The following is a 26,756-nucleotide window of genomic DNA, read 5'->3' on the forward strand; positions in this document are numbered from 1 at the left end:
AAAAGATGAAACAAATCAAAATATTTGCTGGTGTCGTGTTCGCCAGCGTCTTAATAAGTTGTAACGATACCAAGGCTAAGCAATTGCAAATAAGCGATAATGCACCCATGAATCCTGTTGTTGCTTTTTTACATAGAGAAGATTTAGCCTTAAAAGGCCCCGTAAAAATGGCTGGCGATGACTATTTCGATTTAAACGGATATATTACCGAAAGCATGGGCGACATATATACCCATAGCGATTCCAAAAGCACCATGAAAACCGGCAAAACCCTTTATACTTACACTAAAAATAAAAAAGGACAGTTCGAAAAACTAACTATTTCTGGTAATAATGAGCCCACTTATTTTACCTATCACAGTAACGGATTATTAGCATCGGAATATGGTATTGAAAATGGTATTTCCTATAAAACAACTTATACTTATGATGCTAAAGGTCGGATAAAACAATGCGCGTATACCTATGGCGACGATCCTGTTAAAATAAGCTATTACACTTACAAGAATATTAATAACGATACCTTAGAAATAGAAATACGCTTTAACAATAGCAAAGCAAAAGAAATTTACCGTTATAAAAACGGCATCATGGTGGCATCTACCCTTTCTGGTGAAACCACAACTTACAGCTATATATTTGATGCCAGGGGTAATTGGTTAAGCCAAACTACAAGTTATGGTAGCTCTACAACTCGAGCCATTACATACTATTAACAAGCATAACTTTTCCCAAACGGCAATATTAAAGTTTTTTTGTATCTGCTTGTTTGTATTGAATCTCCTTGATTTCAAAAAACAGTTTTAAAATTAAGAAAGGAATAATAGCTAAAACGGCCACATAATTTTCGAAAACAATAAATTCCTTTTTCAAAAAGAATGATAACAATATACCTAAAATTAGTGATACATGCAGCGTTATTACGCCAGGCGATAATAAATGATGTGTTAAACCTATGTGCGAATCGCTTCGGAATTTATAAATCTCACGTAGTAGAAACGTTAGTAAACTAAAGTTGAAAAGCGCATTTTTAAAAAAGAAAATTTCAAAATTACTAAGCACCAAATCACTATGGTTCCAATCGAGTATCAATCCGAAAAAAACTATAATAAACACCAAATAAATCATGAGCATAAACAATCTGCTTTTGGTATTAGAAAGTTGCACAACAGCATTTACAAGTTGATTTCTTTTCAATTGATACCGTAATCTATCGAAAACTGTTTTTAAAAATTCGTCCCACCAGAACAAATAAAGTATATAAAATACGGTTATTTGCTTATTATAAATTGCCAAGACGGTAATGAGTGTCATGACAAAAAGCGAAAGATACTCGGCTATTTTAGGTCTTTGTATAATCATAAAAAAATCTCGTTTTCAAATTAACATCGAAAACGAGATTTATACAAATTTATGTTGAATAATAATTAGTTACCAGACTCTTGTTTGGCATCTTCAATCATTTTATCATTTGGTACAATAGCAATGTTTACACGTCTATTTTTTGCACGACCTTCTGCTGTAGAGTTATCTTCAATAGGTTGTGTTTCACCAAACCAATGTGTTGTTAATCTAGAACTGCTAATGCCGTTATTCATTAAATAATTTGTAACAGCATAGGCTCTGTTTTTAGACAATGTCATGTTATAATCATCTGCACCTTGGCTATCTGTATGGCCTACAACCAGTACATTCGTATCTGGATATTCTTTAAATACACCAATAAGTTTATTTAAAGTTTCTTGTGAAGCTGCATTAACATTGTATTTGTTGGTATCAAAATAAACTCCACTAGTTTCATCGAAGGTTACAACAATACCGTTATCTACACGCTCTACCTTTGCTCCTGGAATTTCACTTTCAATTTGCTTTGCTTGCTTATCCATTTTATTACCAATAAGCACACCTGCACCACCGCCAATAACACCACCAATAACGGCTCCTAATTCGCCATTACCACCTTTACCAATGTTGTTACCTATAATAGCACCAATAATACTACCTGCTGCCGCGCCTAAAACACCACCTTTTTGTTTGTTATTAGCATTTTGAACCGATTTACAGTTAGTAAAACTCATTACTACTAAAAATGCTAAAAATAGAATTCCCGATTTTTTTATTATTGCTTTCATATATATTATTGTTTGTTAAAATTCATTGTAATTGTAAATGGTTTTCCATCTACTGTTAAGGTTTGTTGCCATACCATATCCATTTCAGATAAGCTGGTTAAACTTAAACGAAAACCAACATTGCTTTCAGATTTGTGTTTTGCATCTGTAGGTTTTAATAAGAAATCATACAAACCAGAAACCTCATCTATTTCTTGAATTGAAAAAATAAAATTTCTCACGCCCGTATCACAATTGCCATCGTTAATTGTGTAAAGCCCTGTATTGTTATTTGGAATAAATTGCCAAGTACTACCTTCAAAACAAGCTTTAGAAACGTCGTTTAAAAGCGTTACATCGTAAGTTCCAGCTTCGCTATAAGTGATGCTGCTTAATTCCCAGTTACCTTTAATTACCTTTTTAGAGGTTCTTACTGTTTTTGATGCTCCGCATGATACCATCATGGCTAGAACAAATAAACCTAATATTAATTTTTTCATTTTTTAGTGTTTTAATTTATTACAAATCTAACAATAAATACTGCTGAAATATTTACAGTATTTAATTTTAATGTTATATAATATCTATCATAAAAAATTATTCTTTTTAAAGATACAAAAAACAAAAACATCTAATAATCAATTTATTAGATGCTTTAAAATTAATATGATGAATAAACTTTATTACTAACTTATCTGCAAACCATTGGCTACGGTGGCATCATCTGGATTTACAAACACCAATTTGCCCTCGGCAGTCTCCGTCATTAAAATCATGCCTTCACTCTCAACACCTCGTAGAGCTCTTGGTGCTAAATTTACTAAAACGGTAACACGCTTTCCAACGACTTCCTCTGGTGTAAAACTTTCGGCAATACCCGAAACAATAGTGCGTACATCAATACCGGTATCAACTTTTAAAACAAGTAGTTTTTTAGCTTTTGGCATTTTTTCGGCTTCCAAAATCGTTCCTACACGAATGTCTAATTTCGTAAAATCATCGAAAGTGATGGTCTCTTTTTGAGGTTCTAAGGTTTTATTAGCGGCTTCGTTTGCTTTTTTACTAGCTTCTAATTTATCTAATTGAAATTGAATGGTTTCATCTTCAATTTTAGAGAATAATAATTCGGCTTCGCCAATTTGATGCCCTGTTGGAAGCAAGATGTCTTTTGAAGCGATATCGTTCCATGAGTTCTCGACTGCGCTTAACGAGACATTTAAAATCTGTTTAAGTTTATTTGATGTAAACGGTAAAAATGGCTCACTTAAAGTTGCTAAAGCCGATGCGATTTGCAAAGCCACATACATAATGGTTTTCGTGCGGGCTTCATCTACTTTAATCACTTTCCAAGGCTCTTCGTCGGCTAAATACTTGTTACCAAGTCGTGCTAAATTCATGAGCTCTTGTTGTGCTTCTCTAAAACGGTAACGCTCAATAGAACTTGAAATAACTTCGGGGTAAGCCTTAACGGCAGCTAAAGTTTCTTCATCTATTTGAGATAATTCAGAAGGATTTGGAACTAAACCGTTGTAATATTTATTGGTTAAAACCACCACACGATTAATAAAGTTTCCAAAAATGGCTACCAATTCGTTGTTGTTTCTCGCCTGAAAATCTTTCCAAGTAAAATCGTTATCTTTTGTTTCGGGCGCATTAGCTGTTAAGGCGTAACGCAACACATCTTGTTGTCCCGGAAATTCTTTTAAATAGTCTGGTAACCAAACGGCCCAGTTTTTAGATGTTGATAATTTGTTGCCTTCTAAATTTAAAAACTCGTTAGCTGGCACATTTTCTGGTAAAATATAACTGCCTTCGGCTTTTAACATGGCTGGAAAAATAATACAGTGAAATACAATATTATCTTTTCCTATAAAATGTACCAACTTGGTGTCGTCGCTTTTCCAGTAAGGTTCCCAGTCTTTACCTTCGCGCGCAGCCCATTCTTTGGTTGATGAAATATAACCAATAGGCGCATCAAACCAAACGTAAAGCACTTTACCTTCGGCACCTTCTACCGGCACAGGAATACCCCAGTCTAAATCGCGTGTTACGGCTCGTGGGCGAAGTCCATCATCAATCCAAGATTTTACTTGGCCGTACACATTGGGTTTCCAATCTTTTTTATGGCCTTCTAAAATCCATTCTTTTAAAAAATCTTCGTATTTATCTAAAGGTAAAAACCAGTGTTTTGTTTGTTTTAAAGTAGGTACATTACCTGTTAATGCCGATTTCGGATTAATTAAATCGGTGGCATTTAAACTGGTTCCGCACTTTTCGCATTGGTCGCCATAGGCTTCTTCGTTGCCACATTTTGGACATGTTCCTGTAACAAACCTATCGGCTAAAAACTGATTGGCTTTTTCATCGTACAACTGCTCGGTGGTTTCTTCTATAAAATCGCCATGATCGTACAAGGTTTTAAAAAATTCTGAAGCCGTTTCATGATGAATTTGTGCCGAAGTACGCGAATAATTATCGAACGAAATACCAAATGCTTCAAAAGAGTCTTTAATAATTTTATGATATTTATCTACAACATCTTGTGGTGTTACACCTTCATTTTTTGCCTTAATAGTAATAGGCACGCCGTGTTCATCGCTTCCGCCAATAAAAACAACATCGTTACCTGTTAAACGTAAATAACGTGCATAAATATCGGCTGGCACATAAACCCCTGCTAAATGCCCAATATGAATGGGACCGTTGGTATAAGGCAACGCAGATGTAATGGTATATCGTTTTGGTTTGTTCATTTTAAATTTTAATTATTCGTCATTGAAAATTTTTAATAAAAACCGTGGTAATGCATCTATTTTTAAAAGATTTCAAACTGGCTTTATTAATTGCAATGACCTTTCATTTTAACAAGCCACAAAAGTACACATTTTGAAAGGGATTTAGAAAAAAAATGTACTTTTACAGTATGCCTAGAATTTCATTATTAACCATCGTATTTATAGCTGTTTTTTTCTTCGGAAAAACAACACTTTTAGCACAAAATAACTCGTATAAATTGATACAACCACCTTACCTAAAATCTGGCGATACCGTTGCTATTGTTGCACCATCTGGCATCTTAAAAAACAGAACTGCCGAAATTGAGAAAGCTAAAAACCTTCTTAAAAGCTGGGGTTTGCATGTTGTAATTGGAAAGCATGTTTTTAGTCAGGCTAACCATTTTGCAGGTACAGACGATGAGCGCTGTGAAGATTTTCAAAAAGCAATGGACGATGCCAACATAAGCGCCATTTGGTGTGCCCGCGGCGGTTATGGTGCGGTTCGAATTTTAGATAAACTCGATTATACCAAATTTAAAAAAAAACCAAAATGGCTTATTGGATATAGCGACATTACAGCACTTCACAGCCAAATGCAGGTTAAAGGTTTCGAGAGTATTCATGCCATGATGTGCACCAGCTTGCAAGACGACAACGATACTATTAAAGAAACCATTAGCACGTTTAAAGACGCGCTTTTTGGCAACCCAATAGAATATACGCTGGAACCCTCAAATTATAATGTTGATGGTTCTGTTACCGCGCCTCTTGTTGGAGGAAATTTAAGTATACTGTATAGCATGTTGGGATCTAATACCAGTATCGATACTTCAGGGAAAATTCTGTTTATAGAAGAAATTGGAGAATACAAATACCATATAGATCGCATGTTACAAAGTTTAAAACGCGCAGGGTATTTCGATAAATGTGCCGGTCTCATTATTGGCGATATGACTAAAATAAAGAAAAACACAACACCTTGGGGTGCTTCAATAGAACAATTAATAATGGATGTTGTTTCAAGTTATAACTTTCCGGTAGCTTTTAATATGCCTGCGGGACATAATAAAGACAATCGTGCCTTAATTCTGGGCAGAAATGTTTCGTTGAACGTAAAAAACAGACAATCAGCTATTAAATTCAGCAATTAAGAAAACTTCCAGTAGGTTCGTAATTAAATGTACTCTCAAAATTTTTAATTATGAAAAAACTACAACTACTTACTTTTACAGCCATGCTTTTACTTACACTAAGTGTAAAAGCAAACGATTCGAAATTAAACCTAAACAATCCCGATGTTCGCAAATGTTTAATTGAAGCTTCAAAAAGTGAAGGATGGGATTTATCTGCTACGTACTTAAACTCTGAAGATAAAATTGTTTTAATCTTTTCAAAAGATGGGCAATCGCGAGTTTACACTAGCAACCAAATGTTTAAAATGTAAGCATTAATGCATGTAATAATAAAAAAACCAACTAAAATTTAGTTGGTTTTTTTATTTAAAAGCCGCGTTCCTTCTGCAATTGTTCGTAAGCAGCCTGAACTTGCCTAAATTTCTCTTCGGCACCTTTTTGGTGTTCTTTCCCTAAGTGAAGCACCTTATCTGGATGGTATTTTTTAGCCATAGTACGATAGGCTTTCTTAATCTCGTCGTTTGTAGCCGATTTATCAATTTCTAATATTTTATAAGCAGTATCGGCCGATTCGTAAAACATCGCCTTAATACTTTCGTAATCGCTATGGCTTATACCTAAATAACCCGCCATTGTATAAATAACAGAAACCTCATCGTTGGTTACTAAACCATCTGCTTTTGCAATACCAAATAAAAAATGAATTAATTGCAAGCGCGATGGATGCTCCATCATTTGTCTAATTTGCAAACAAACCTGTCTTGTAGAAATGTTTTGTTGTTTATTAATTTCTTTAAAAAGTCTAAAAGCATGATTGGCGCGTTCTTTTCCATACATACCAACAAATTGTTGGCGTACAAAATCCAACTCCCGCTGGTCTTGTTTTCCATCGGCTTTTATAACAATAGATGCCAAAATTAACAAACTTACCTCAAAATCGCCTGGTTGTGTTCTTTGTGATTGATGAGACTGTCTGTTGCCTTGCCTTGTTTCGGCTTCAGTAAAAACTGTATTTGCGCTTCCATTTCCAAAGGCATCAACTATACCGCCCAAAGCCATTCCTATTATAGCCCCTATGGGACCTCCAAACGACCAACCCAAGGCGGCACCAATCCATTTTGAAAAACTCATGTAAGTAATCATTTAAATTTGCGTCAAACCTACATATAATTTCATTCTTTTAAAAACAGAAAACCATGAAGTAAACTGGTTTTAATAATTTAAATTAGATGTTATTAAAATAGGTTTAATATTTGTTTGTAGAATAACCGCCAATTTTGTTACACAATTGGTATCTTTGCAAACTAAAATTGTTAATTAAAAATTTAAAATATGTATCCAGCAGAATTAGTAAAACCAATGCGTGAAGATTTAACGAAAGTTGGTTTTGAAGAATTACATACAGCAGAAGCTGTTGATGCTGCTTTAGCAAAAGAAGGAACTACTTTAGTAGTTGTAAATTCGGTTTGCGGTTGTGCCGCTGCTAACGCGCGCCCAGGAGCAAGAATGAGTTTAAATAATGAGAAAAAACCAGACCATATTGTTACTGTATTTGCAGGCGTAGATAAAGATGCTGTTGCACAGGCAAGACAACATATGGTTCCGTTTCCTCCTAGTTCACCAAGTATGGCCTTATTTAAAGATGGTGAGTTAGTACACATGTTAGAGCGTCATCACATTGAAGGCAGACCAGCAGAATTAATTGCGGAAAATCTTATAGATGCTTACAACGAGTTTTGCTAAGAATTAAAAAATCTAATTTTTAGATTTATAATAAAAATCCACGGCCACACCGTGGATTTTTTATTTATTTTTGAGCATGAAAAAAATCTTATCATATCCTATTACTGCCATTTATTATTTGTGTTTTTTCTTAACACTTATAATATTTCATCCCATACAATGGTTTTGTTTTAATGTATTTGGTTATCAGGCTCATAAAAAAAGTGTAGATGCATTACAATTTTGGTTAATGCGCTGTGGTAATATTTTAGGCACGCGGTATTCGTTTTACAATCCTTATAAAATTGATACCAATCAACCTTTAATAGTTGTAGCTAACCATCAAAGTTTACACGATATTTATCCGCTTACTTGGTTTATGCGCAAGCATCACCCTAAATTTATTAGTAAAATAGAATTAGGAAAAGGGATTCCGAGTGTATCTTTCAACCTTCGTCATGGCGGTGCTGCTTTAATTGACAGAAAAAACCCAAGACAATCGCTTCCTGCTTTAATGAAATTTGGCGAATACATAGAAACCAACAAACGTACAGCCGTTATTTTCCCTGAAGGAACAAGAAGTAAAAACGGAGCGCCTAAACCCTTTCAAACAAAGGGTTTAGAAATTTTATTAAAAAAAATTCCATCGGCTCATGTTGTACCTGTTACCATAAATAACTCCTGGAAAATGTTACGATACGGTAATTTCCCCATGAATTTAGGGACTCATATTACTTTTACCGTGCATAAGCCTTTAAAAGTTAGTACCTTTGTAGATAAACAGGAACTTATTAATAGTGTTGAAACCACTATTAAAGAACATATAACCATTTAAAAACTAAAAGATGTCGTTAAAAAATGTAAGACTTGAAGTGATGCAGTTTTTGGAAAAAGACGTAGAATCTTTAATAGAGAAATATTTAATTCCAGTAGAAAAAATATGGCAACCAACAGATTTTTTACCAAATTCTGAAGGTGATAATTTTTTTGAAGAAGTACGTGAAATTAGAGAACTGTCGAAAGAACTCCCATACGATTTTTGGGTTGTTTTAGTAGGTGATATGATAACCGAAGAAGCCCTGCCAACTTACGAATCTTGGTTAATGGATGTTGAAGGTGTCGGACAAGTAGAACGCAATGGTTGGTCTAAATGGGTGCGCCATTGGACTGCCGAAGAAAACCGCCATGGCGATGTACTTAACAAATACCTTTACCTTTCTGGTCGCGTTAATATGAAAGAAATTGAGAAAACCACACAATATTTAATTGCAGATGGTTTCGATATTGGTACCGATAGAGACCCTTATAAAAACTTCGTTTATACCAGTTTCCAGGAACTTGCCACCTATATTTCACACAATCGAGTGGCAAAAATTGCTAAAAAAAGTGGCAATAAACAATTGGCAAAAATGTGTCAAATTATTTCTGGTGATGAAATGCGCCACCACCACGCTTACTCGGAGTTTGTAGAACGTATATTTAAAGTAGATCCAAGTCAAATGATGATGGCTTTTTATCAAATGATGAAACTAAAAATTACGATGCCTGCTCATTTTTTAAGGGAATCTGGAAACCAAATAAGTACTGCTTTCGAAGAATTTTCGAATACTGCCCAGCGTATAGGGGTTTACACGTCTAACGATTATGTTGAAATTTTAGAAAAACTCATTGAGCGTTGGGAAATTGGAAAAGTAACAGGCCTTACAGACGAGGCAGAAAAAGCAAGAGATTATTTAATGAACCTTCCTGCCAGAATGTATCGACTATCTGAGCGTATAAAAATACCAGAAAATTCATTTCAATTTAAATGGGTTGAGCCTGCGATAATTAAATAATATTTCAAAATATACTTTTAAAAATTCCTTTCATACCGAAAGGAATTTTTACTTTTATGATATGATGATTGAGGAAAAAATTATTGAAAATACCATCGTTTTTGTAAAAAAAACATTAGAAAATGCTGAAGGTGGACACGATTGGTTTCATATAGAGCGGGTTTATAAAAACGCTTTACTTATAGCAAAAAACGAACAGGTAAATACCTTTATAGTGGCTCTTGGTGCCCTATTGCATGATATTGCAGATAGTAAATTTCATAACGGTGATGAAACTTTAGGCCCTAAACTAGCTCGCGAATTCTTATTAAAACAGAATGTAGATACTTTAATAATGGAGCATGTTATTAAAATTATTGAAAATATATCGTTTAAAGGTGGCAACGAAATGGCTCAATTTAAGTCTTTAGAGCTCGATGTGGTTCAAGATGCCGATAGATTAGATGCCATTGGCGCTATTGGGGTTGCCAGATGCTTCAACTACGGTGGCTTTAAAAACAGGGCTATATATGACCCTGAGATTGAGCCCAATTTAAAAATGACTAAAGAAGCTTATAAAAATTCTTCGGCACCAAGTATTAATCATTTTTATGAAAAATTATTGTTGCTTAAAGATAGAATGAATACAAAAACTGGGAGCAAAATTGCTAAAAAACGTCATGAATTCATGCTTTCATTTCTTAAACAATTTTACAGTGAATGGGAAGGACGTATCTAATTACGATCCTATAATCATTTTAATTTCCTTTCGGTAGTTAGAAGCACTTTTACCAGTTATTTCATTAAACTGTTTGTTAAAGTGAGAAAAATTATTAAAACCGCATTCAAAACAAACATCGGCTATACTCATTTGGCTTTCGTTAAGTAGTTTCGTAGCATGAACTACTCTGTATTCGTTTACTAGCTGAGTAAATGTTTTTCCGGTAACCTTTTTAAAATATCTACAAAAAGCTGGTACCGTCATGCTTACTTGGTCGGCAATTTCATCTAAAGAAATATGGTTCTGAAAATTTTTATTTACATACTTAAAAATAATATCAACCTTCGAACTGTCTTGTGCTTCTGCTTCAAAAGCAAAACCGTCGGCATTTAAAAGGGTATAATCTTCGGTGGTAGCTAAGTAATCTAAAATTTCTAAAAACTTTAAAACGCGCTTTAAACCAGTATGCTCCAATAATTTTTCAATTTTTGGACCAATTTTTTGTTTAGTTTCAACCTTATAACGTATTCCTTTTTTAGCCCTTTCAAATAACGATACTATATTAGACATTTCGGGAACTTGAAGAAAATCGTCTCCCAAAAAATTTGACTTAAATTGTATCGTTGTTTCGGTTCCATTGGCCGTTAATCGATCGGTGAATCCATTATGCGGTAAATTAGACCCTATTAATATTAATTGACTATTATTAAAATATGATAAATGATTTCCTATATGTGTTTTGCCCTGCCCTTTGTTAATGTAAATAAGTTCTAATTCTGGATGGAAATGCCAGTAAGCGAAGTTCTTATCTACAGTATCTACATGTTGTTTAACTAATATAGAGCTTCCGAAACTTGGGGTGAGCTTCCTAAAAGTTGGCTTCTTATTAATCATAACAAAAATATTATGTAACAAAATTACAACTAAAAATAAAATAAATTCAATATATATTAACCCGAATCTGTGTTATTTTACCGCTTATCATATTTAACAATTCGTTAACAGGTAATATAGCATAGAATGTTGTCAAATTAGATGTTTTTTTAGGTTTGTCTTTGCCATAAATTTGTCATGTACAACAATAGTAATATTGAGTATAAGTTAAAAAGTCTTTTAGGTCATAAAATTTTAAATAAAGGATTTACAAATTTAAAATTTATTTAAATAAAAATATAACTCTGACATACAAGAGTATACAAAATTCATTAATAATTAGTTTAATGTCTTATTTAGTTTAGTTGGTAAAGTGAGCTGTGGTGGCTCACTTTTTTTTTGCACTTAATTTAAATTTTTTCCTTTTTTAAAAAACCTATAACTTTCTAAATAGGGGTATTCATTTTATAGTTAAAAATTAGAAGTAAATAAAAGCCCGAATTGGTAAATATGTGAAAATTTAACATCAATATATGTTATTTTAACCCCATCTAATCCCAACGACTATCAATCTGATAAAATAGCATATAAATTTGCAAAAATCGATGTTTTTCTACTTCTTCTTCTGGCATATCTTTGCCTTGTATAACAATTAATACACATAATCATGAAAAATCTAATTTCAACAATAAAAAAAGGAAGCTTAGTAGTGGCTGTTTTAACATCATTAATAGGTAACGCTAAAGAAACTACACTTTTAAAAGATAAAATGTTAATAGAAAAAACAGCTTTAACACTTAATAATGTAAAAGCTGGTAATGTATTAACTATTAAAGATCTTGATGGTATTATACTTTATAAGGAACTAATTAAAATGTCTGGCACTTACAAAAAAGGGTTCGATTTAACTGCTTTACCTAATGGCGATTATTTCTTTGAGGTAGATAAAGATTTAGAAATTCAAACCATTCCGTTTACAGTTACTAATAACATTGTTTTTTTAAATAAAGACAAAGAGACTACAACTTTTAAACCTTATGTTAAAAAGGTAAACGACTTAGTATATGTTACTAAATTGGCTCCTAAAAAAGAAGCTATGACAATTAGTATTTATTCTTATAACAATTCTGAGGAATTAATTCATACTGAAAAAGTTGAAGGCACTCAAACCATTGAAAAAGTATACAAATTGCAAAAAGGCGATTATAGAATAGTTTTTAAAACAGAAGATAAAGAATTTACAGAATTCATTAATAATTAGTTTAATGTCTTATTTAGTTTAGTTGGTAAAGTGAGCTGTGGTGGCTCACTTTTTTTTTGTTTAATAGTCATAGTTTTTTCTGTTGAAATTTTGAAAATTTACAATCAATACTTCGTTGTTAAGTTATAACCTTTAAACCTTAAGATGGCTTCTGTTTTTTTAATGAAAAAAAGGAAATACAATAAATTAACCTTAAAATATGCTCAATTAACATCAACCAATAACTGTTGTTAAAATAGCATATATATTAGTAAAAATGGATGTTTTGAAACCTTTTAAACCATCATATCTTTGTATTGTTAATTAGTAATAACCCCAAATTATGAAAAACCTAATCTTATATATAAAAAGAAGCGCCTTACTAATAACGGCATTAAGCACATTATTAAGCAACGCAACAGAAACTTCAACTTTTAAAGATAACATTAAAAAAACAGCACTTACTTTAAGTAATGTAAAGCCAGGTGATCTTTTAACCATTCAAGACACAAATGGTGTTACACTTTATAAAGAATTGATAGAAATTGAAGGGACTTACAAAAAAGGATTCGATTTAAATTCATTACCTAATGGAAACTATTTCTTCGAACTACAAAAAGCATTCGAAGTACAAACCATTCCTTTTACTGTAAATAATAAATTAGTTGTATTCAATAAAGCTGAAAAATCAACTACATTTTTACCTTATACAAGACTAAAAAACAACATGCTTTTTGTTACAAAATTAGCCCCAAACAACGAAGCATTAAAAATTAGTCTTTTCATAGAAAACACCTCAGGATTCGAATTAATTCACACTGAAGAAGTAGAAGGCATTCAATCGATAGAAAAAGTATATAAATTACAAAAAGGAAACTATAAAATAGTTTTCAACTCTAATAACAAAGAGTATACAAAATTCATTAATAATTAGTTTAATGTCTTATTTAGTTTAGTTGGTAAAGTGAGCTGTGGTGGCTCACTTTTTTTTTGTTCTTATTTTTAAATAAAAAACTATCATTTCAATACCATTGAAATTTTATAAAATAAATCAAAATTAACTCTAAAATATAGCCAATTAACCCAACAAAAAAACAGCCTGAAAAAATAGATAAAATACCACATATATCAGTCAATATCAGCGATTTAAAACTTAAAAACAGGTGTTATATTTGTCTTGTTGAACGTTATAAAAACATATATTATGAAAAACGTAATTAAAAACACAAAAAAAGGAATCTTCATGGTAATCATGTTTGCTACCATGTTAAGTTTCGCAAATGAAGTTTCATTTTATTCTATTACTAAAAATGGTAACGAAACTTCTTTAACATTAAACAATGTAAAAGCCGGTGACTTATTATCTATTTTAGATGACAAGGATGTTGTATTATATAAAGAAATTATCCAGAACGACGGAAGCTATACGAAAGGTTTCGATTTAAGCACGCTGCCTGATGGATCTTATGCTTTCGAATTGAATAAAATGGTAGAGATAAAAACAATACCTTTTACAATTTCTAACAACAACGTAACCATTAATAAAACAGCCGAAAAAACTATTTACAAGCCCATTACAAGAGTAAAAGGCAGTGTTGTATTAATCTCTAGATTTTCGTTAGAAAAACAACCCTTAACCGTTGAAATTTATTATAGCGCAGACGACAGCGTTTATAATAATGCGGAATTAATTTACTCTGAAAAAATTAAAGACACTGAAAACTATAACAGAGTATTTAGATTGGCCGATGTAAATAAAGGTTCGTATCGCATTGTGTATAATACAGACGGGAGATCTTTCACTGAAGAAATTAACAAATAAACTATCAAACTAACACTTACTTTAAAAAAGCGACTCTAATTACAGAGTTGCTTTTTTTTTTTTGATATTTAGTCTTTATTCCCCAGGAAAATCTGCTTTTCTTTTTTGTAAAAAAGCAGTGGTACCTTCGGTAAAATCTTGGGTTTCGAAGCATTTTCCAAAAGCTTCAATTTCAAAATTATAGCCATTAACACCATCTTTAAAATTAGCATTTACAGCTTTAATAGCTGCAGCGATGGCTACAGACGAATTTTGAGAAATTTTAGTTGCTAATTTTTCGCAAAATACCAGTAATTCCTCTTGAGTTGTTACATGGTTTACCAAGCCATAATTTAAAGCCTGTTGGGCGTCAATCATGTTGGCAGTCATTATAAGCTCCATCGCCCGACCTTTGCCTATTAATTGGGGTAAACGTTGCGTGCCACCATAACCCGGAATAACACCCAGAGAAACCTCTGGAAGCCCCATTTTGGCATTGGTACTAGCAACTCTAAAATGGCAGGCCATGGCCAATTCGAGTCCGCCGCCTAAAGCAAAACCATTAATAGCAGCAATGACAGGTGTTGACAGGTTTTCAATAAAATCGTATAAAATATCATGCCCTTTGGCCGATAAACGGGTTCCTTGCTCTACATTGAAATTTGCAAACTCGCTAATATCGGCACCAGCAACAAAAGCCTTTTCCCCACTTCCGGTTAAAATAATAACCTTACAGGTTTTGCTTTTACTTGCCTCACTAATGGCACGATGCAATTCTTCAATGGTTTGAATATTTAAAGCATTTAACTTGCTTGGCCTGTTTACAGTAATTGTTGTAATACCATTAATTTCTTCTGAAATAATATTCTCGTAAGACATATTTAAGGGTTTTTTTTGATGATTAAAAAGAACGAACAAAAATTAGTTATTCCTTTGGAAAAGAGACTTTAAAAACCGTACCCATATCTTTTTCGGTACTAAATGTTATGGTGCCTTTATAGGTCTCTACAATATTTTTTACCATGGCTAATCCCAGTCCCATACCACTGGTTTTGGTTGTAAATTTAGGTTCGAAAACTTTCTCTGTATTTTCCTCTAAGATACCAGAACCGTTATCGGCAATGGTAATTACAACCGTATTATTGGTTTCTGAAACATTTACAACAATTTTAGGAACGCGATCTGCAGGAATGGCTTGAATACCGTTTTTTACCAAATTGGTAACAACGCGTATAAGCTGTGTTCTATCAAACTTAGCAATAATTTCTTCGGAATTGGAATTAAAGACGATATAATCTTCATTAAATATATCGAGTGCTAATTTTGTAATTTTTACAACATCGAGGGTTTCATTTTGTTGCGCAGGCATTTTTGCAAAATTAGAAAATGCCGATGCTATAGAACTCATGGTGTCTATTTGCTGAATGAGCGTGTTGGTATATTCATCTAACTTAGAATGTATATTTTCGTCGTTAGGGTTGAATTTTCTTTGAAAATTTTGCACCGTTAAGCGCATGGGCGTTAATGGGTTTTTAATTTCATGGGCGACTTGTTTTGCCATTTCTCTCCAGGCCTGTTCGCGCTCGCTTTTTGCTAATTGTATAGCACTTTCCTCCAGCTCGTCTATCATGCTATTATAGGAGTTTACCAAGGTGTAAATTTCTTCGCTAGTATCGTTTATTACAATTTTTTCGTTGCGCCGTTCTAATCGTGTGGTATTAATTTTATCGCTAATCGCTTTTAAAGATTTTGTAATGTATTTCGATAGCAAAAAGGCAATAACAATAGCCATAAGCAACACCAATAAAAATGCAAAAGCGATACGCTTTAAAAACTCTAAAAGTTCGTTGGTTAAAAAGTCGTCTTTTTCTAAATAGGGCAAATTTAAAATGGCAATGGCTTTCGATTTTTGGTCTCGCAAATAGGTGTAAGACGACTGGAAGGCTTCGCCGTTTTCAATATGTTTATCGACATACATATGCTCGGCAGTATTGGATATGGCATTTAAAACCTCGGCAGGTAAACAGGCATCGGCAGCAAAATTTTGTAAACCTGCTTTAGAGGATACTAACAAGCCGCCTTCTAAATCGTATAAATTAATTTGTAATTTATGTATATCGGCAATATTGTAAATTTCTTCTTTAAAAATTAATGGAATATTTTCGGTTTTAACTTCCCAGGTGTTTTGTCGGCCATTTAACACCCGTTTTAAATGGGTTTGTATATTTTCTTCTTTACGCTGTAAACGGCCCTCGTGGTAATCTTTACTTTGCTCTTTGTATTGGTATATTGCTACTGCAGAAATAAGTATAGAGGCCAATAATACAAGAAATATCATGGCAAAAAAGATGCGCGACCGAAGGGATAACTTTTTTAATTTCATTTGAAATATTAATGCATTTAAATATAGCAATAATTACACCAAAGGTTAAAAATTAAGTTTGAAACTTGTTGTTAGCTGGTGGTTTGCGTTAGGGATTGCAGCGGCATCCTTTTTTGAGGCACGATAAAAAAAGATATAGCGGAAAGCCCGACCCTTGGGTAACGCCCAAATAATTAAGCGTCTGGATTTTTTTCGCGTATGTTTTTATATACTTTAAATCCTAGCATAATTAAAATGCCTAGCACAAAAATGCCAACAATACCCCAAACCCAATTAATGGCGCTTTTTAAAATAACCAAAAATACAACGGCAAATAGTATAAATGTGGCGCCTTCGTTCCAGATTCGCATAAAACTGGACGATTTTTTTACAACATCGTTTTGTAGTTGCTTGTAATATTGGTGTGTTTTTAAGTGGTATATGTAAAGCAAAACTACAAAGCCTAGTTTAACATGCATCCAGGGCATTTTAAGCCAAAAGGGTTGTAAAATAAGCAACCAAACGGCGAAAATAGTGGCTAAAATTGCAGATGGCCAGGTGATAATAAACCACAATCGTTTGGCCATAAGCTTTAATTGTTTTCCTAAAATTTCTTTTTCGGGCGATGGTTTATGAAAGGCTTCTATTTGATATACAAACAAACGCGGAATATAAAATAAGCCTGCAAACCAGGTGATTACGAAAATAAGATGAAAGGATTTTATGTAGTTATAATATTCCATGGGTTATGAAATTGAATCTATTACGGGTTCCTGCTTTAAGGTTTTTACGATTTCGCGATTTAAAAAATAGGCGGTTAATAGGGTTGAAAGCACATCGGATATTGGAAACGACATCCAAACACCCATTTCGCCGTAATATATTGGTAAAATAAAAATAAGCGGAATAAAGAAAAAGCCTTGACGCGATAAGGTTAGTAATAATGCGGGTTTAGCCTTTCCAATGGCTTGAAAATAGGCGGCTCCAATAAGTTGTACGGCAATAATTGGTGTGGCTGCAAATACCCATCGCATCGCATTTGGTGTTTGGCTTATAACTTCTAAATTGGTTGTAAACATTTTTGTTATGGCGCCTGGAAAAACCATAAGCACTATAAAAACCAACGTGGCTAAAATAGAGGCGTATTTTATGGCGGTGTTAATGGTTTCTCTAACCCTAGTATAATTTTGCGCACCATAATTAAAGCCGGCAATGGGCAAAAAGCCTTGTGTAACGCCCAACACGGGAAACATAGCAAACATGAGCATTCTACCAACTATGGCGTACGATGTTACCGAGGTTTCACCGCCTAAATCGTACAAAATATTATTCATGAGTAGATAGGTAATACTTACTACGGCTTGTCTGGATAGGGTTACAAAACCTAGGGAAGCTATTTCTTTTACAATGGGGAAATTTAAACCGAAATGGGAAAAATTAATTTTTAATTCGGAGTGTTTTGATATGAAAAACCAAAGAATAAAAATAAAACAAAGTCCGTAAGAAATGGTGGTAGCCCATGCGGCACCTTCCATTCCGAAATCTAGCAGATTAATAAATATATAATCTAAAATAAGATTGGATACCGAAGGAATCATCATGGCATACATGGCAAATTTTGGCTTGCCTTCTGCCCTAATAACCGTATTTCCCATCATGCTTAATGCCAGAATAGGCACCCCATAAAGCACAATTCTATAATAAATTTTAGCGGGTTCGAATATGGCGCCTTTACCTCCAAAGGCAGGAATAATGGCATCGATATACCACAAACCTAAAATAACCAAGGTAATGGTTAATAAGAGGGTTAATGTAATTTGATTGCCAAAGGTTTTTAATGCTTTAATAGCATCGCTGGCACCCAAGGCTCTTGAAATTATAGAAGACCCACCTATTCCTATACTCATCCCTAGGGCGGCAATAAAAAACGACACAGGAAGTACAACATTAATAGCAGCAATGGCTGTAGAGCCTATCCAATGCCCCACAAAAATGGTATCTACCAGTATGTTTAAAGACATGACTAAAATACCAATAGATGCAGGCACGGCTTGCTTTATTAATAAAGCCCCTATGGGTTGAGAGCCTAAATCTTGTGCTGATGTTTTAGACATTATACGTTTCTAGTTTGGCTGTTTGCCATGTTTTTACCCATTTTGCCAGTAACGCTACCCATGGGTCACTGTCGTTTAAGCATGGAATGGTTGTAAATGTTTTTCCTCCCATTTCATGGAAAATTTCTTCTCCTTCCATGGCTATTTCTTCCAGTGTTTCAAGGCAATCGCTCACAAAGGCTGGTGTAACAATGGCCATATTTTTAATGCCTTGTTTCCCTAAGCGTTCGATAGTTCTGTCTGTGTAAGGTTGCAACCACGGGTCGAATCCTAATCGCGATTGAAAAGATGTTGAATAGGTACCTGGTTTTAATTGAAGGGCTTCGCCAACCAATCGAGTAACTTCTAAACATTGGTGACGGTAACAAAACTCGTGGGCTTTACTTGGTGTTATGCAACAACTGCCATCTATTTTACAATGCGATTTTGTGATGTCGCTCTTTCTAATATGGCGTTCTGGCACCCCATGATAAGAAAACAATAAATGCTCGTAGTTAGTGCCTTCTAGATGCGAATTTATAGCATTTGCAAGTACCTCGATGTAATCGGGTTTGTTATAAAACGCCGGAACCGATTCTATGGTTATATTCGGAAAAAACTCTGCGCGTAACTTTTCGGCTAAAACGGTGATAGTTTCTGTGGTTGCCATAGCAAACTGAGGATACAATGGAAATAACAACACCTCATCGACACCTTTATCAACCAATTCCTGAAGTCCTTTTTTAATTGTCATACTTCCATAACGCATGGCTAAAGCCACTGGAATATCAACCTGTTGTTGTAATTTCTTTTGTAGTCTTTCTGAAAGCACAATTAATGGCGAACCTTCGTCCCACCATATTTTTTTGTAAGCAGCAGCCGATTGTTTAGGACGTGTATTTAAGATAATGCCTTTTACCAAAGCGGTTCGAGCCAGTTCTGGAATGTCTATAACACGCTCGTCCATTAAAAATTCGCCTAAATATTTTTTTACATCTTTGGGATCTGGACTATCTGGAGAGCCAAGATTTACTAATAAGATTCCTTTTTTCATTTTTTTAATTGCCAAAATAACAACATCTAATAAACGTTTTCGATGTCTTAGTATTTTTCTTTTTTATAGCTTAATTATTTATTCTGATTATCTTTTAATTCGGTGGTTTTGTTTTCTGCCTTTTGATGGTGGTAAAGCTTAGGTCGTTCTTCGTTATAGTTGCAATCTTGAAAAATACCACAAGACACATTGGTACGCGCTAACGATTTTGAGTGGGTTCCTAATCCTTTTGATAATGCTTCAATTTCGGGACTTAAATATTTCATTTGCTCGTTTTTTAATTAATGATACATACGATGTAAAATAACACCGAAAAGATGTTGTTTAAAATCTTGCTCTGTTTGAATAACTTCAAAGTTATTTTGATAGCCCAGTGTTTCTATAGTTTTTATAGCATTTTCTATTGATTGATATTTATATCTTGCCGATTTTGTAAAAACCAATAGCTTGTCTTTAGAAAAACCCATATTAACAGAAAATAATATCAAGAAAACAGAAAGAAACACCAATATATTTTTCATAAAAATTAATTTAAAGACATAATATATTTTTTAGGCGTTGTGCCATATTTCTTTTTAAATGCAGCAATAAAATGACTGGCTGTACTGTAACCAACTTTTAAACCCACTTCGTTTACATTGTCATCGCCAGACTCCAACAACTTACGTGCAACTTCCATTTTATAATCGAACAAAAAACTAAATACCGAATCGCCATAAATTTGTTTAAAACCTTCTTTTAGCTTTTTTAAACTTAAGCCAATTTCGTCGGCAAGTTCCTGTAACGTTGGTGGTTCTGCCATTCGGGTTACAATAATATCTTTCGCCTTTCTAATTTTTATAACATTGGTTTCATCAACTAAAAAAGGGCACTGCTCTATGTTTGCATCTTCGCTTCTGTTAAAATACAAACTTAAAAGTTCGTAAGCCTTGCCTTTAAAGTATAATTTTTTAATAGATTGATTTAAACTGTAATTTATTAACTGATTTAAAACGATAGCCATAGAGGGCGAAATAGCGCCGTCCTTATAGTATTTTTTATCTCTGTTATCGGCATTTAAAAACGAAATATAATCTGCTTCTTGCGAAAACAACCCATGAAATTTTTTAATAGATATTAAAACAGAAACCATCCAAGAGTTTGGTTCTACCATTAAATGAATGGGTAAATCGCGTTGCGGATTATAAAGTAATAATGAGTTTTCTTCTAGAATATTTAAAGTATATCGACCCTCATTAAAAATAAACTTACTAGCACCTTTTAAACAGAAATGAAATTGAATGTAATCACTATCTATATATCTTTCAATACTTTGAGCGATACTTTTATCATTTTTAAAAGCAAAAACTAAAAAGCCATCATCGACTTCTGTCTCATCAAAAGTACTTTTAGCGACATTTTTAAAATCTATTTCTTGTGCACTCATAATTACTTTATTTAGATTAGTTCTAAATAAACAGGCGCAAAAACCCCTGTTTATATACAAAAGTATGATATTTATCAGATATTAATTAAAAACAACGCTAAAAAACCACAAGCGATACTAAAAGTTCTTTTAGCGTTATTTTTTTAATAGCTATCAAACTACATTTGCGTACTATTTTCAGGTATTAGCATGCAAAAATATAACATTTCAAGGAGTAACTCCTTTTATGCCATTGGTTTAAGTTACAAAAAAGCCGATGCAGATATAAGAGGACGCTTTAGTTTAGACGACACTTCTAAATTGGCTCTAATTAATGAGGCAAAAGAAAATGACGTGGAAAGTCTTGTGGTTACTTCTACTTGTAACAGAACCGAAATTTATGGTTTTGCACAGCATCCTTTTCAATTAATACAACTTCTTTGCAATAATACCAGCGGTACTGTTGAAGAATTTCAAAAAGTAGCATACATCTACAAAAACAACGATGCCATTGCGCACATGTTTAGAGTAGGTTCGGGTTTAGACAGTCAAATTCTTGGAGATTTTGAAATTATTAGTCAGTTAAAAACCAGTGCAAGAATTTCGAAAAAGCATGGCTTATTAAATAATTTCACCGAACGTTTGGTAAATGCCGTTATTCAGGCCAGCAAACGCATAAAAACCGAAACCGAAATTTCTTCGGGTGCAACATCCGTTTCTTTTGCTTCGGTTCAATACATTTTTAATACCGTTGAAGATATTAAAAACAAAAATATTTTACTTTTTGGAACCGGTAAAATAGGAAGAAACACCTGCGAAAATTTAGTTAAACACACTAAAAATGAGCATATTACTTTAATAAACCGCACTAAAGATAAAGCCGAACAAATTGCCGGAAAGTTTAATTTGGTTGTTAAAGATTACTCCAATTTACAAGAAGAAATTTCAAAATCGGACATCTTAATTGTTGCCACCGGTGCACAACGACCAACGGTAGATAAAGAAATTATTCAGTCTAAAAAACCATTACTTATTTTAGATTTATCGATACCAAAAAACGTAAACGCTAATGTTGAAAGTTTAGAAAATGTATCTTTAGTGCATCTAGATGATTTATCTAAAATTACAGATAAAACCCTGGAAGATCGTAAAAAACACATTCCGTTTGCCGAAGCTATTATTGAAGAAGTGAAAGCAGAGTTTAACGATTGGTTAGAAACCAGAAAGTTTGCACCAACCATTAAGGCACTAAAAAATAAATTACAAGATTTTGCTTCAAGCGAATTAGAAACGCAGCGTAAAAAGAATGCCGATTTTAACGAAGCTCAAGCCGAAGCCATCAGTAAAAATATTATTCAAAAAATAACAAATCATTTTGCACATCACCTTAAAGATGATGCTGTATCTACCGATGAAAGTCTGGAACTCATAAAAAAAGTGTTTCAGTTAGAAACAAAAACACATGTCTAAAATTATAAGAATTGGTACTCGCGACAGCGAATTAGCGCTATGGCAAGCAAAAATAGTTAAAAGTCAACTTGAAACTTTAGGATATCAAACCCAATTAGTTCCTGTAAAATCAACGGGCGATATTGTTTTAGATAAACCCCTTTACGAGTTAGGAATTACCGGAATTTTTACCCGCACACTCGATATAGCCATGTTAAATCATGATATTGATATTGCGGTACATTCATTAAAAGACGTGCCAACAGCCCTTCCCAAAGGCATCATTCAAGCCGCTGTTTTAAAACGCGGTAATGTTAACGACACCTTGGTTTATAAAAACAATGAAGAGTTTTTAGGATCAAAAGAAGCCGTTATTGCTACAGGAAGTTTACGCCGCCGCGCACAATGGTTAAACCGTTTTCCAACGCATACCATAGTAGACCTTCGCGGCAATGTAAATTCGCGCTTAGAAAAGTTACAAAATAACGACCACTGGAACGGTGCTATTTTTGCCGCTGCTGGCATTGGTAGAATTGGTATTAGACCCGAAGAGGCTATTAATTTAGACTGGATGATTCCTGCGCCTGCACAAGGTGCCATCATGATAACTACTTTAGCCGAAAACGAATTTGCTATCGAGGCTTGCAAAGCTTTAAACCACGAAGAAACCGAAATTTGCACCACTATAGAACGTGAATTTCTTAGCAAATTAGAAGGTGGTTGTACCGCTCCTATTGGCGCATTGGCAACTATAAAAAACGATGAAATTAATTTTAAAGGCGTTTTATTAAGTGTCGATGGCACCAAAAGAATTGATGTAACACGCGTTAAAAAAGTTGGCGAACACCATGATATTGCTGGATTCTGTGCCGAGTTTATTATTGAACGTGGTGGCAAACGTTTAATGGACAACATTAAAAACGCGACCCGAACTACCAACGTGTATTCAACAAAATCGTTTACCGAATCGCAGCGTTTATTATTTCATGAAAAAGTGGTGGTTGAAAGCAGTGATTTTATTAAAATTAGCTTAAACAGAATACACCCACGATTCATAAAAAACGAAATTCAAAACGTTGTAATTACCAGTAAAAACGCAGTTGAAGCCTTACTTACAAACTTTTCTCCAATAGAACTTCAGTTTAAAAATATTTATTGCGTTGGTCGTCGCACCAAACGTTTGGTTGAAGACCGCATAGGTAAAGTAACCCATTTTGAAAACAGTGCTAAAAAATTAGCCAACTATCTGGTTGAATATATTGAAGGTACCGAAGTAACTTATTTTTGTAGCGATTTAAGATTAGATGAGTTACCAACCATTTTAGAAAAAAACAATATAAAAGTAACCGAAGTTGAAGCCTACCAAACAAAATACGATGGCCTAAAAATTAATGGTTCTGTTGAAGGTGTTATGTTTTACAGTCCATCGACCGTAGAGAGCTATATACAAAAAAACAAAGCCGATATTATCGCTTTTTGCATTGGAGAAACTACTGCTGCCGAAGCTAAAAAACATTTTAAAGATGTGCGTATTGCTAAAGTACCAACGGTAGAAAGTGTTATCGAATTAGTAAACGAACATTATATTTAATGTTCAAATTTTGCTAATACCTTTAAAATTAAGACCTTTGAAAACACTTAATAGTATCAATTAAGTGATATAAATTATTTGAATGAAAAGAGAATCTATACTCAATTACGTTTATCGGTTTTTTGATATTATCGTACTTTTTTTCATCGTTTTTGATTTTGGTTATGATTATGCCGAAAACTTTACAACACCCCACGTTCTTGGTCTTTTAATTTTAACTGGCTTTTTACTTTCGTTTAATACGGCCAAGTATTTTATTTATAAATACAAAACAAACAAGCGCGTGGCCTTTGTAAATATTATAATTATTTCGGCCTTATTAATTTTATCTCTAATAATTTCAATTGTTTACTCAGAGCATAGCTACCATTACATTTTACAAAAAATAAAGCCCATATTAGAAGGCGGCTTAATTTTATACTTTTTATTAAGACTTTTAATTTTAGTTCGTCATATTTACGATGTCTATTTTAATCCAGCTATTGTATTTGTTGGTAGTTTTTTAATTTTAGCGCTTTCTGGTGCTTTTTTACTTATGCTGCCCAGTGCCACTACCAATGGCATTAGTTTTACAAATGCTTTATTTACGGCAACCAGTTCGGTGTGTGTTACGGGTTTAGCAGTTTTAGATACGAGTCAGGATTTTACAACCGTTGGTCAATCTATTATTTTAGTGCTTATTCAATTAGGTGGTATTGGTATTTTAACATTCACCTCGTTTTTCGCATTTTTCTTTCGAGGCAGTTCGTCGTTTAAAGAAGGTTTAAACACCAAAGATTTCTTGGCACACGAAGGTTTAAGAGATGTTTTTAGGGTCGCGCTTAATGTGGTTGTTTTTACTTTAACGGTAGAACTTGTGGGCTCTTTATTTATTTATTTCTCGTTAGGAAACAATAAAGAGATAGAAAATAAATTTTTCTTTTCCATGTTCCATTCGATATCGGCCTTTTGTAACGCTGGGTTTTCTATTTTTTCAAACGGACTATTTAACCAAAGCATCCGCTTTAACTATGCGTTTCAATGGATTATTATGACGCTGGTAGTATTTGGTGGTCTGGGTCATAACATCGTATTTAACTTTTTTCATTATTTAAAAACACTTGTTCTTGAGCTTTTTAACAAAAAACTAATACACAAACAAATACCTGTTATTACCGTAAATACTAAACTTGTAGTTTACACAACTTTAATCTTACTAACTGCAGGTTGGGTGTTTTTGTTTGTTTCAGAATACACCAACACCTTATTAGAGCATAAAACCCTTTTTGGTAAAATTACAAATGCTGCTTTTGGTTCTGTAAGTCCCAGAACAGCCGGATTTAATGTGGTCGATTATTCCGAAATGACGGTACCATCCTTATTATTTGTTATTTTCTTAATGTGGATTGGTGCTTCACCTGCCTCTACCGGTGGTGGTGTAAAAACAAGTACCTTTGCCATAGCAACCTTAAATATTTTTGCCATAGCCCGGGGAAAAAGTAGAATTGAAATTTTTGGACGCCGCCTTTCTGCCGAAACCACATTAAGAGCCTTTGCCATTTTATGCATTTCGCTTATTGTTATTGGAATGGCTATTATGGCGCTATTAATATTAGAACCCAAAGACACCCCACTACTAACCGTAGTTTTTGAATGCTTTTCGGCATATAGTACCGTTGGACTAAGCTTAAATTTTACACCAACCCTGTCGGAAGCCAGTAAGTACGTTATAATTGCTGTTATGTTTATTGGTAGAATAGGTATGCTCAACTTAATGGTAGGCTTATTAAGGCAAATAAACCATCAGTTTTACGAGTATCCAAAAGAAAACATTTTAATTAACTAAAAAACAACGCTAATAAAACCTTTAAAAGAAGTGGTTTAGCTAAGAATAATAACAAATAAAAACACATGAAAATAATAGTTTTCGGATTGGGAAATTTTGGTATGTCTTTATGTTTAAGTCTTACCGAAACTGGCAATGAGGTTATTGCAATAGACAAGCAAATGGATAAAATTAATCTTGTTAAAGATAAAATTTCGCATGCCATTTGTATGGACTCAACCAACGAATTAGCTTATAACGCTGTGCCGTTAAAAGATGCCGATAAAGTGGTTGTAGCCATTGGAGAAAACGAGGGTGCTGCTATTATTACAACCGCTATTATTAAAAAATTAAGCAACGTAAAAATTATAAGCCGTGCCTTATCGCCCATTCACGATACGGTATTGGAAGCTATGGGAATTCATAGTATTATTCATCCCGAGCAAGATTCGGCAGATAGACTTACCAAACAAATAAATTTCAAATCAACCCTAGAAAACTATCAGTTAGATAATAATTTCACTATTTCAGAAGTAAGAGCTAAACCAGAATTTTACGGTAAGACCTTGCAAGAACTAGACTCTATCGATAAATACCATTTAACCTTAATTACAATCATTCGAGAAATAGAGAAAAAAAATCTAATAGGTAAAAAAACAAAAGTAAAAGAAACCATTGGTCGTACCACCCCCGAAACCGTTGTTTTAGATAACGATATTTTAGTTGTTTTTGGTTATAACAAAGACATCGAAAACTACTGCATGGGCGAAGAAGAGTACGATTTAAGAAACAAAAACATATAATAA

At 33.6% G+C, this 26,756-nt stretch carries 28 protein-coding genes; 14 read left to right on the forward strand and 14 right to left on the reverse strand.

Going from position 1 to position 26,756, the window contains the following annotated elements; translation table 11 throughout:
• The first annotated feature begins 5 nt into the window (after positions 1-5).
• The gene (locus AW14_RS03050) at positions 6-716 is read left to right on the forward strand and encodes a hypothetical protein (RefSeq protein WP_044637478.1); all 711 of its coding nucleotides are present in this window, start codon (positions 6-8) and stop codon (positions 714-716) included.
• 28 nt (positions 717-744) lie between these two features.
• Here AW14_RS03050 and AW14_RS03055 read toward each other — a convergent pair whose 3' ends face one another.
• The 4 genes from AW14_RS03055 to metG form a co-directional block, all read right to left on the reverse strand.
• Entirely contained in the window at positions 745-1,362 is a 618-nt protein-coding gene (locus tag AW14_RS03055; protein WP_044637479.1) for a hypothetical protein, read from the reverse strand.
• Between the two features lie 65 nt (positions 1,363-1,427).
• Positions 1,428-2,132 carry an OmpA family protein gene (locus AW14_RS03060; protein ID WP_044637480.1) on the reverse strand — a complete coding sequence of 235 codons (705 nt, stop codon included), beginning with the start codon at positions 2,130-2,132 and terminating at the stop codon, positions 1,428-1,430.
• Between the two features lie 5 nt (positions 2,133-2,137).
• On the reverse strand, positions 2,138-2,611 hold the full coding sequence (locus tag AW14_RS03065; protein ID WP_044637481.1) for a lipocalin family protein: 474 nt from the start codon (positions 2,609-2,611) through the stop codon (positions 2,138-2,140).
• Between the two features lie 186 nt (positions 2,612-2,797).
• A complete protein-coding gene (gene metG / locus AW14_RS03070; RefSeq protein ID WP_044637482.1) occupies positions 2,798-4,864 on the reverse strand; it encodes a methionine--tRNA ligase in 2,067 nt (688 codons plus the stop codon).
• Positions 4,865-5,019: 155 nt separating this feature from the next.
• On the opposite strand from metG, the gene AW14_RS03075 reads away from it, so the two are divergent.
• Positions 5,020-6,039 carry a S66 peptidase family protein gene (locus AW14_RS03075; protein ID WP_245617612.1) on the forward strand — a complete coding sequence of 340 codons (1,020 nt, stop codon included), beginning with the start codon at positions 5,020-5,022 and terminating at the stop codon, positions 6,037-6,039.
• 50 nt (positions 6,040-6,089) lie between these two features.
• Positions 6,090-6,332, forward strand: a complete 243-nt coding sequence (locus AW14_RS03080) for a hypothetical protein (RefSeq protein ID WP_044637483.1) — start codon at positions 6,090-6,092, stop codon at positions 6,330-6,332.
• Positions 6,333-6,387: 55 nt separating this feature from the next.
• Here AW14_RS03080 and AW14_RS03085 read toward each other — a convergent pair whose 3' ends face one another.
• Positions 6,388-7,152, reverse strand: a complete 765-nt coding sequence (locus AW14_RS03085) for a TerB family tellurite resistance protein (protein ID WP_044637484.1) — start codon at positions 7,150-7,152, stop codon at positions 6,388-6,390.
• A 201-nt stretch (positions 7,153-7,353) separates the two neighbouring features.
• Here AW14_RS03085 and AW14_RS03090 point away from each other — a divergent pair, with 201 nt between their 5' ends.
• From AW14_RS03090 to AW14_RS03105, 4 genes are all read left to right on the forward strand, one after another.
• On the forward strand, positions 7,354-7,764 hold the full coding sequence (locus tag AW14_RS03090) for a BrxA/BrxB family bacilliredoxin (protein WP_044637485.1): 411 nt from the start codon (positions 7,354-7,356) through the stop codon (positions 7,762-7,764).
• Positions 7,765-7,840: 76 nt separating this feature from the next.
• Positions 7,841-8,578, forward strand: coding sequence for a lysophospholipid acyltransferase family protein (locus AW14_RS03095; protein WP_044637486.1), 738 nt, complete (start codon positions 7,841-7,843; stop codon positions 8,576-8,578).
• A gap of 10 nt (positions 8,579-8,588) precedes the next feature.
• Positions 8,589-9,578 carry an acyl-ACP desaturase gene (locus AW14_RS03100; RefSeq protein WP_044637487.1) on the forward strand — a complete coding sequence of 330 codons (990 nt, stop codon included), beginning with the start codon at positions 8,589-8,591 and terminating at the stop codon, positions 9,576-9,578.
• Between the two features lie 64 nt (positions 9,579-9,642).
• Positions 9,643-10,296: an HD domain-containing protein gene (locus AW14_RS03105; RefSeq protein ID WP_044637488.1), complete on the forward strand. Its 654-nt coding sequence runs from the start codon at positions 9,643-9,645 to the stop codon at positions 10,294-10,296.
• Here AW14_RS03105 and AW14_RS03110 read toward each other — a convergent pair whose 3' ends face one another.
• The gene (locus AW14_RS03110) at positions 10,297-11,172 is read right to left on the reverse strand and encodes an AraC family transcriptional regulator (protein ID WP_044637489.1); all 876 of its coding nucleotides are present in this window, start codon (positions 11,170-11,172) and stop codon (positions 10,297-10,299) included. It lies immediately after the preceding gene.
• Positions 11,173-11,818: 646 nt separating this feature from the next.
• Between AW14_RS03110 and AW14_RS14380 the strand changes: the two genes are divergently transcribed.
• The 3 genes from AW14_RS14380 (at position 11,819) to AW14_RS14385 (ending at position 14,213) form a co-directional block, all read left to right on the forward strand.
• A complete protein-coding gene (locus tag AW14_RS14380; protein WP_052647416.1) occupies positions 11,819-12,412 on the forward strand; it encodes a hypothetical protein in 594 nt (197 codons plus the stop codon).
• A 322-nt stretch (positions 12,413-12,734) separates the two neighbouring features.
• Positions 12,735-13,325 carry a hypothetical protein gene (locus tag AW14_RS03120; protein WP_044637490.1) on the forward strand — a complete coding sequence of 197 codons (591 nt, stop codon included), beginning with the start codon at positions 12,735-12,737 and terminating at the stop codon, positions 13,323-13,325.
• Between the two features lie 270 nt (positions 13,326-13,595).
• Entirely contained in the window at positions 13,596-14,213 is a 618-nt protein-coding gene (locus AW14_RS14385) for a hypothetical protein (protein WP_052647417.1), read from the forward strand.
• Positions 14,214-14,288: 75 nt separating this feature from the next.
• On the opposite strand, the gene AW14_RS03130 is transcribed toward AW14_RS14385, so the two are convergent.
• The 8 genes from AW14_RS03130 to AW14_RS03165 all read right to left on the reverse strand — a co-directional run bounded on the left by AW14_RS03130 (position 14,289) and on the right by AW14_RS03165 (position 21,127).
• Positions 14,289-15,071 (reverse strand): enoyl-CoA hydratase/isomerase family protein, encoded by a 783-nt coding sequence (locus tag AW14_RS03130; RefSeq protein ID WP_044637491.1) that lies wholly within the window; start codon positions 15,069-15,071, stop codon positions 14,289-14,291.
• A 46-nt stretch (positions 15,072-15,117) separates the two neighbouring features.
• Positions 15,118-16,575 carry a sensor histidine kinase gene (locus tag AW14_RS03135; RefSeq protein WP_044637492.1) on the reverse strand — a complete coding sequence of 486 codons (1,458 nt, stop codon included), beginning with the start codon at positions 16,573-16,575 and terminating at the stop codon, positions 15,118-15,120.
• 173 nt (positions 16,576-16,748) lie between these two features.
• Positions 16,749-17,297, reverse strand: a complete 549-nt coding sequence (locus tag AW14_RS03140) for a CopD family protein (RefSeq protein ID WP_044637493.1) — start codon at positions 17,295-17,297, stop codon at positions 16,749-16,751.
• Positions 17,298-17,300: 3 nt separating this feature from the next.
• Positions 17,301-18,668 (reverse strand): MATE family efflux transporter, encoded by a 1,368-nt coding sequence (locus AW14_RS03145; RefSeq protein WP_044637494.1) that lies wholly within the window; start codon positions 18,666-18,668, stop codon positions 17,301-17,303.
• The gene (gene hemH / locus AW14_RS03150) at positions 18,661-19,701 is read right to left on the reverse strand and encodes a ferrochelatase (protein WP_044637495.1); all 1,041 of its coding nucleotides are present in this window, start codon (positions 19,699-19,701) and stop codon (positions 18,661-18,663) included. The genes AW14_RS03145 and hemH overlap by 8 nt, the downstream gene beginning before the upstream one ends.
• Before the next feature lie 74 nt (positions 19,702-19,775).
• The gene (locus AW14_RS03155; protein WP_044637496.1) at positions 19,776-19,967 is read right to left on the reverse strand and encodes a hypothetical protein; all 192 of its coding nucleotides are present in this window, start codon (positions 19,965-19,967) and stop codon (positions 19,776-19,778) included.
• A gap of 15 nt (positions 19,968-19,982) precedes the next feature.
• Positions 19,983-20,222, reverse strand: a complete 240-nt coding sequence (locus AW14_RS03160) for a hypothetical protein (RefSeq protein WP_154662110.1) — start codon at positions 20,220-20,222, stop codon at positions 19,983-19,985.
• Positions 20,223-20,227: 5 nt separating this feature from the next.
• The gene (locus tag AW14_RS03165; RefSeq protein ID WP_044637498.1) at positions 20,228-21,127 is read right to left on the reverse strand and encodes a helix-turn-helix transcriptional regulator; all 900 of its coding nucleotides are present in this window, start codon (positions 21,125-21,127) and stop codon (positions 20,228-20,230) included.
• 189 nt (positions 21,128-21,316) lie between these two features.
• Between AW14_RS03165 and hemA the strand changes: the two genes are divergently transcribed.
• The 4 genes from hemA to AW14_RS03185 all read left to right on the forward strand — a co-directional run bounded on the left by hemA (position 21,317) and on the right by AW14_RS03185 (position 26,753).
• Positions 21,317-22,576, forward strand: a complete 1,260-nt coding sequence (gene hemA, locus AW14_RS03170) for a glutamyl-tRNA reductase (protein WP_044637499.1) — start codon at positions 21,317-21,319, stop codon at positions 22,574-22,576.
• On the forward strand, positions 22,569-24,146 hold the full coding sequence (hemC, locus tag AW14_RS03175; RefSeq protein ID WP_044637500.1) for a hydroxymethylbilane synthase: 1,578 nt from the start codon (positions 22,569-22,571) through the stop codon (positions 24,144-24,146). The genes hemA and hemC overlap by 8 nt, the downstream gene beginning before the upstream one ends.
• Positions 24,147-24,228: 82 nt before the next feature.
• On the forward strand, positions 24,229-25,971 hold the full coding sequence (locus tag AW14_RS03180; RefSeq protein WP_044637501.1) for a TrkH family potassium uptake protein: 1,743 nt from the start codon (positions 24,229-24,231) through the stop codon (positions 25,969-25,971).
• Positions 25,972-26,036: 65 nt separating this feature from the next.
• Positions 26,037-26,753 carry a potassium channel family protein gene (locus AW14_RS03185; RefSeq protein WP_044637502.1) on the forward strand — a complete coding sequence of 239 codons (717 nt, stop codon included), beginning with the start codon at positions 26,037-26,039 and terminating at the stop codon, positions 26,751-26,753.
• Positions 26,754-26,756: the final 3 nt, after the last annotated feature.

The organism is Siansivirga zeaxanthinifaciens CC-SAMT-1, assembly GCF_000941055.1.
Lineage (GTDB): Bacteria > Bacteroidota > Bacteroidia > Flavobacteriales > Flavobacteriaceae > Siansivirga > Siansivirga zeaxanthinifaciens.

What these genes read in the sequence shown, in the direction of transcription:
- AW14_RS03050 (WP_044637478.1), top strand. Translation starts at nt 6, where the DNA reads ATGAAACAAATCAAAATATTTGCTGGTGTCGTGTTCGCCAGCGTCTTA.
- AW14_RS03055 (WP_044637479.1), bottom strand. Translation starts at nt 1,362, where the DNA reads ATGATTATACAAAGACCTAAAATAGCCGAGTATCTTTCGCTTTTTGTC.
- AW14_RS03060 (WP_044637480.1), bottom strand. Translation starts at nt 2,132, where the DNA reads ATGAAAGCAATAATAAAAAAATCGGGAATTCTATTTTTAGCATTTTTA.
- AW14_RS03065 (WP_044637481.1), bottom strand. Translation starts at nt 2,611, where the DNA reads ATGAAAAAATTAATATTAGGTTTATTTGTTCTAGCCATGATGGTATCA.
- metG (WP_044637482.1), bottom strand. Translation starts at nt 4,864, where the DNA reads ATGAACAAACCAAAACGATATACCATTACATCTGCGTTGCCTTATACC.
- AW14_RS03075 (WP_245617612.1), top strand. Translation starts at nt 5,020, where the DNA reads ATGTACTTTTACAGTATGCCTAGAATTTCATTATTAACCATCGTATTT.
- AW14_RS03080 (WP_044637483.1), top strand. Translation starts at nt 6,090, where the DNA reads ATGAAAAAACTACAACTACTTACTTTTACAGCCATGCTTTTACTTACA.
- AW14_RS03085 (WP_044637484.1), bottom strand. Translation starts at nt 7,152, where the DNA reads ATGAGTTTTTCAAAATGGATTGGTGCCGCCTTGGGTTGGTCGTTTGGA.
- AW14_RS03090 (WP_044637485.1), top strand. Translation starts at nt 7,354, where the DNA reads ATGTATCCAGCAGAATTAGTAAAACCAATGCGTGAAGATTTAACGAAA.
- AW14_RS03095 (WP_044637486.1), top strand. Translation starts at nt 7,841, where the DNA reads ATGAAAAAAATCTTATCATATCCTATTACTGCCATTTATTATTTGTGT.
- AW14_RS03100 (WP_044637487.1), top strand. Translation starts at nt 8,589, where the DNA reads ATGTCGTTAAAAAATGTAAGACTTGAAGTGATGCAGTTTTTGGAAAAA.
- AW14_RS03105 (WP_044637488.1), top strand. Translation starts at nt 9,643, where the DNA reads ATGATTGAGGAAAAAATTATTGAAAATACCATCGTTTTTGTAAAAAAA.
- AW14_RS03110 (WP_044637489.1), bottom strand. Translation starts at nt 11,172, where the DNA reads ATGATTAATAAGAAGCCAACTTTTAGGAAGCTCACCCCAAGTTTCGGA.
- AW14_RS14380 (WP_052647416.1), top strand. Translation starts at nt 11,819, where the DNA reads ATGAAAAATCTAATTTCAACAATAAAAAAAGGAAGCTTAGTAGTGGCT.
- AW14_RS03120 (WP_044637490.1), top strand. Translation starts at nt 12,735, where the DNA reads ATGAAAAACCTAATCTTATATATAAAAAGAAGCGCCTTACTAATAACG.
- AW14_RS14385 (WP_052647417.1), top strand. Translation starts at nt 13,596, where the DNA reads ATGAAAAACGTAATTAAAAACACAAAAAAAGGAATCTTCATGGTAATC.
- AW14_RS03130 (WP_044637491.1), bottom strand. Translation starts at nt 15,071, where the DNA reads ATGTCTTACGAGAATATTATTTCAGAAGAAATTAATGGTATTACAACA.
- AW14_RS03135 (WP_044637492.1), bottom strand. Translation starts at nt 16,575, where the DNA reads ATGAAATTAAAAAAGTTATCCCTTCGGTCGCGCATCTTTTTTGCCATG.
- AW14_RS03140 (WP_044637493.1), bottom strand. Translation starts at nt 17,297, where the DNA reads ATGGAATATTATAACTACATAAAATCCTTTCATCTTATTTTCGTAATC.
- AW14_RS03145 (WP_044637494.1), bottom strand. Translation starts at nt 18,668, where the DNA reads ATGTCTAAAACATCAGCACAAGATTTAGGCTCTCAACCCATAGGGGCT.
- hemH (WP_044637495.1), bottom strand. Translation starts at nt 19,701, where the DNA reads ATGAAAAAAGGAATCTTATTAGTAAATCTTGGCTCTCCAGATAGTCCA.
- AW14_RS03155 (WP_044637496.1), bottom strand. Translation starts at nt 19,967, where the DNA reads ATGAAATATTTAAGTCCCGAAATTGAAGCATTATCAAAAGGATTAGGA.
- AW14_RS03160 (WP_154662110.1), bottom strand. Translation starts at nt 20,222, where the DNA reads ATGAAAAATATATTGGTGTTTCTTTCTGTTTTCTTGATATTATTTTCT.
- AW14_RS03165 (WP_044637498.1), bottom strand. Translation starts at nt 21,127, where the DNA reads ATGAGTGCACAAGAAATAGATTTTAAAAATGTCGCTAAAAGTACTTTT.
- hemA (WP_044637499.1), top strand. Translation starts at nt 21,317, where the DNA reads ATGCAAAAATATAACATTTCAAGGAGTAACTCCTTTTATGCCATTGGT.
- hemC (WP_044637500.1), top strand. Translation starts at nt 22,569, where the DNA reads ATGTCTAAAATTATAAGAATTGGTACTCGCGACAGCGAATTAGCGCTA.
- AW14_RS03180 (WP_044637501.1), top strand. Translation starts at nt 24,229, where the DNA reads ATGAAAAGAGAATCTATACTCAATTACGTTTATCGGTTTTTTGATATT.
- AW14_RS03185 (WP_044637502.1), top strand. Translation starts at nt 26,037, where the DNA reads ATGAAAATAATAGTTTTCGGATTGGGAAATTTTGGTATGTCTTTATGT.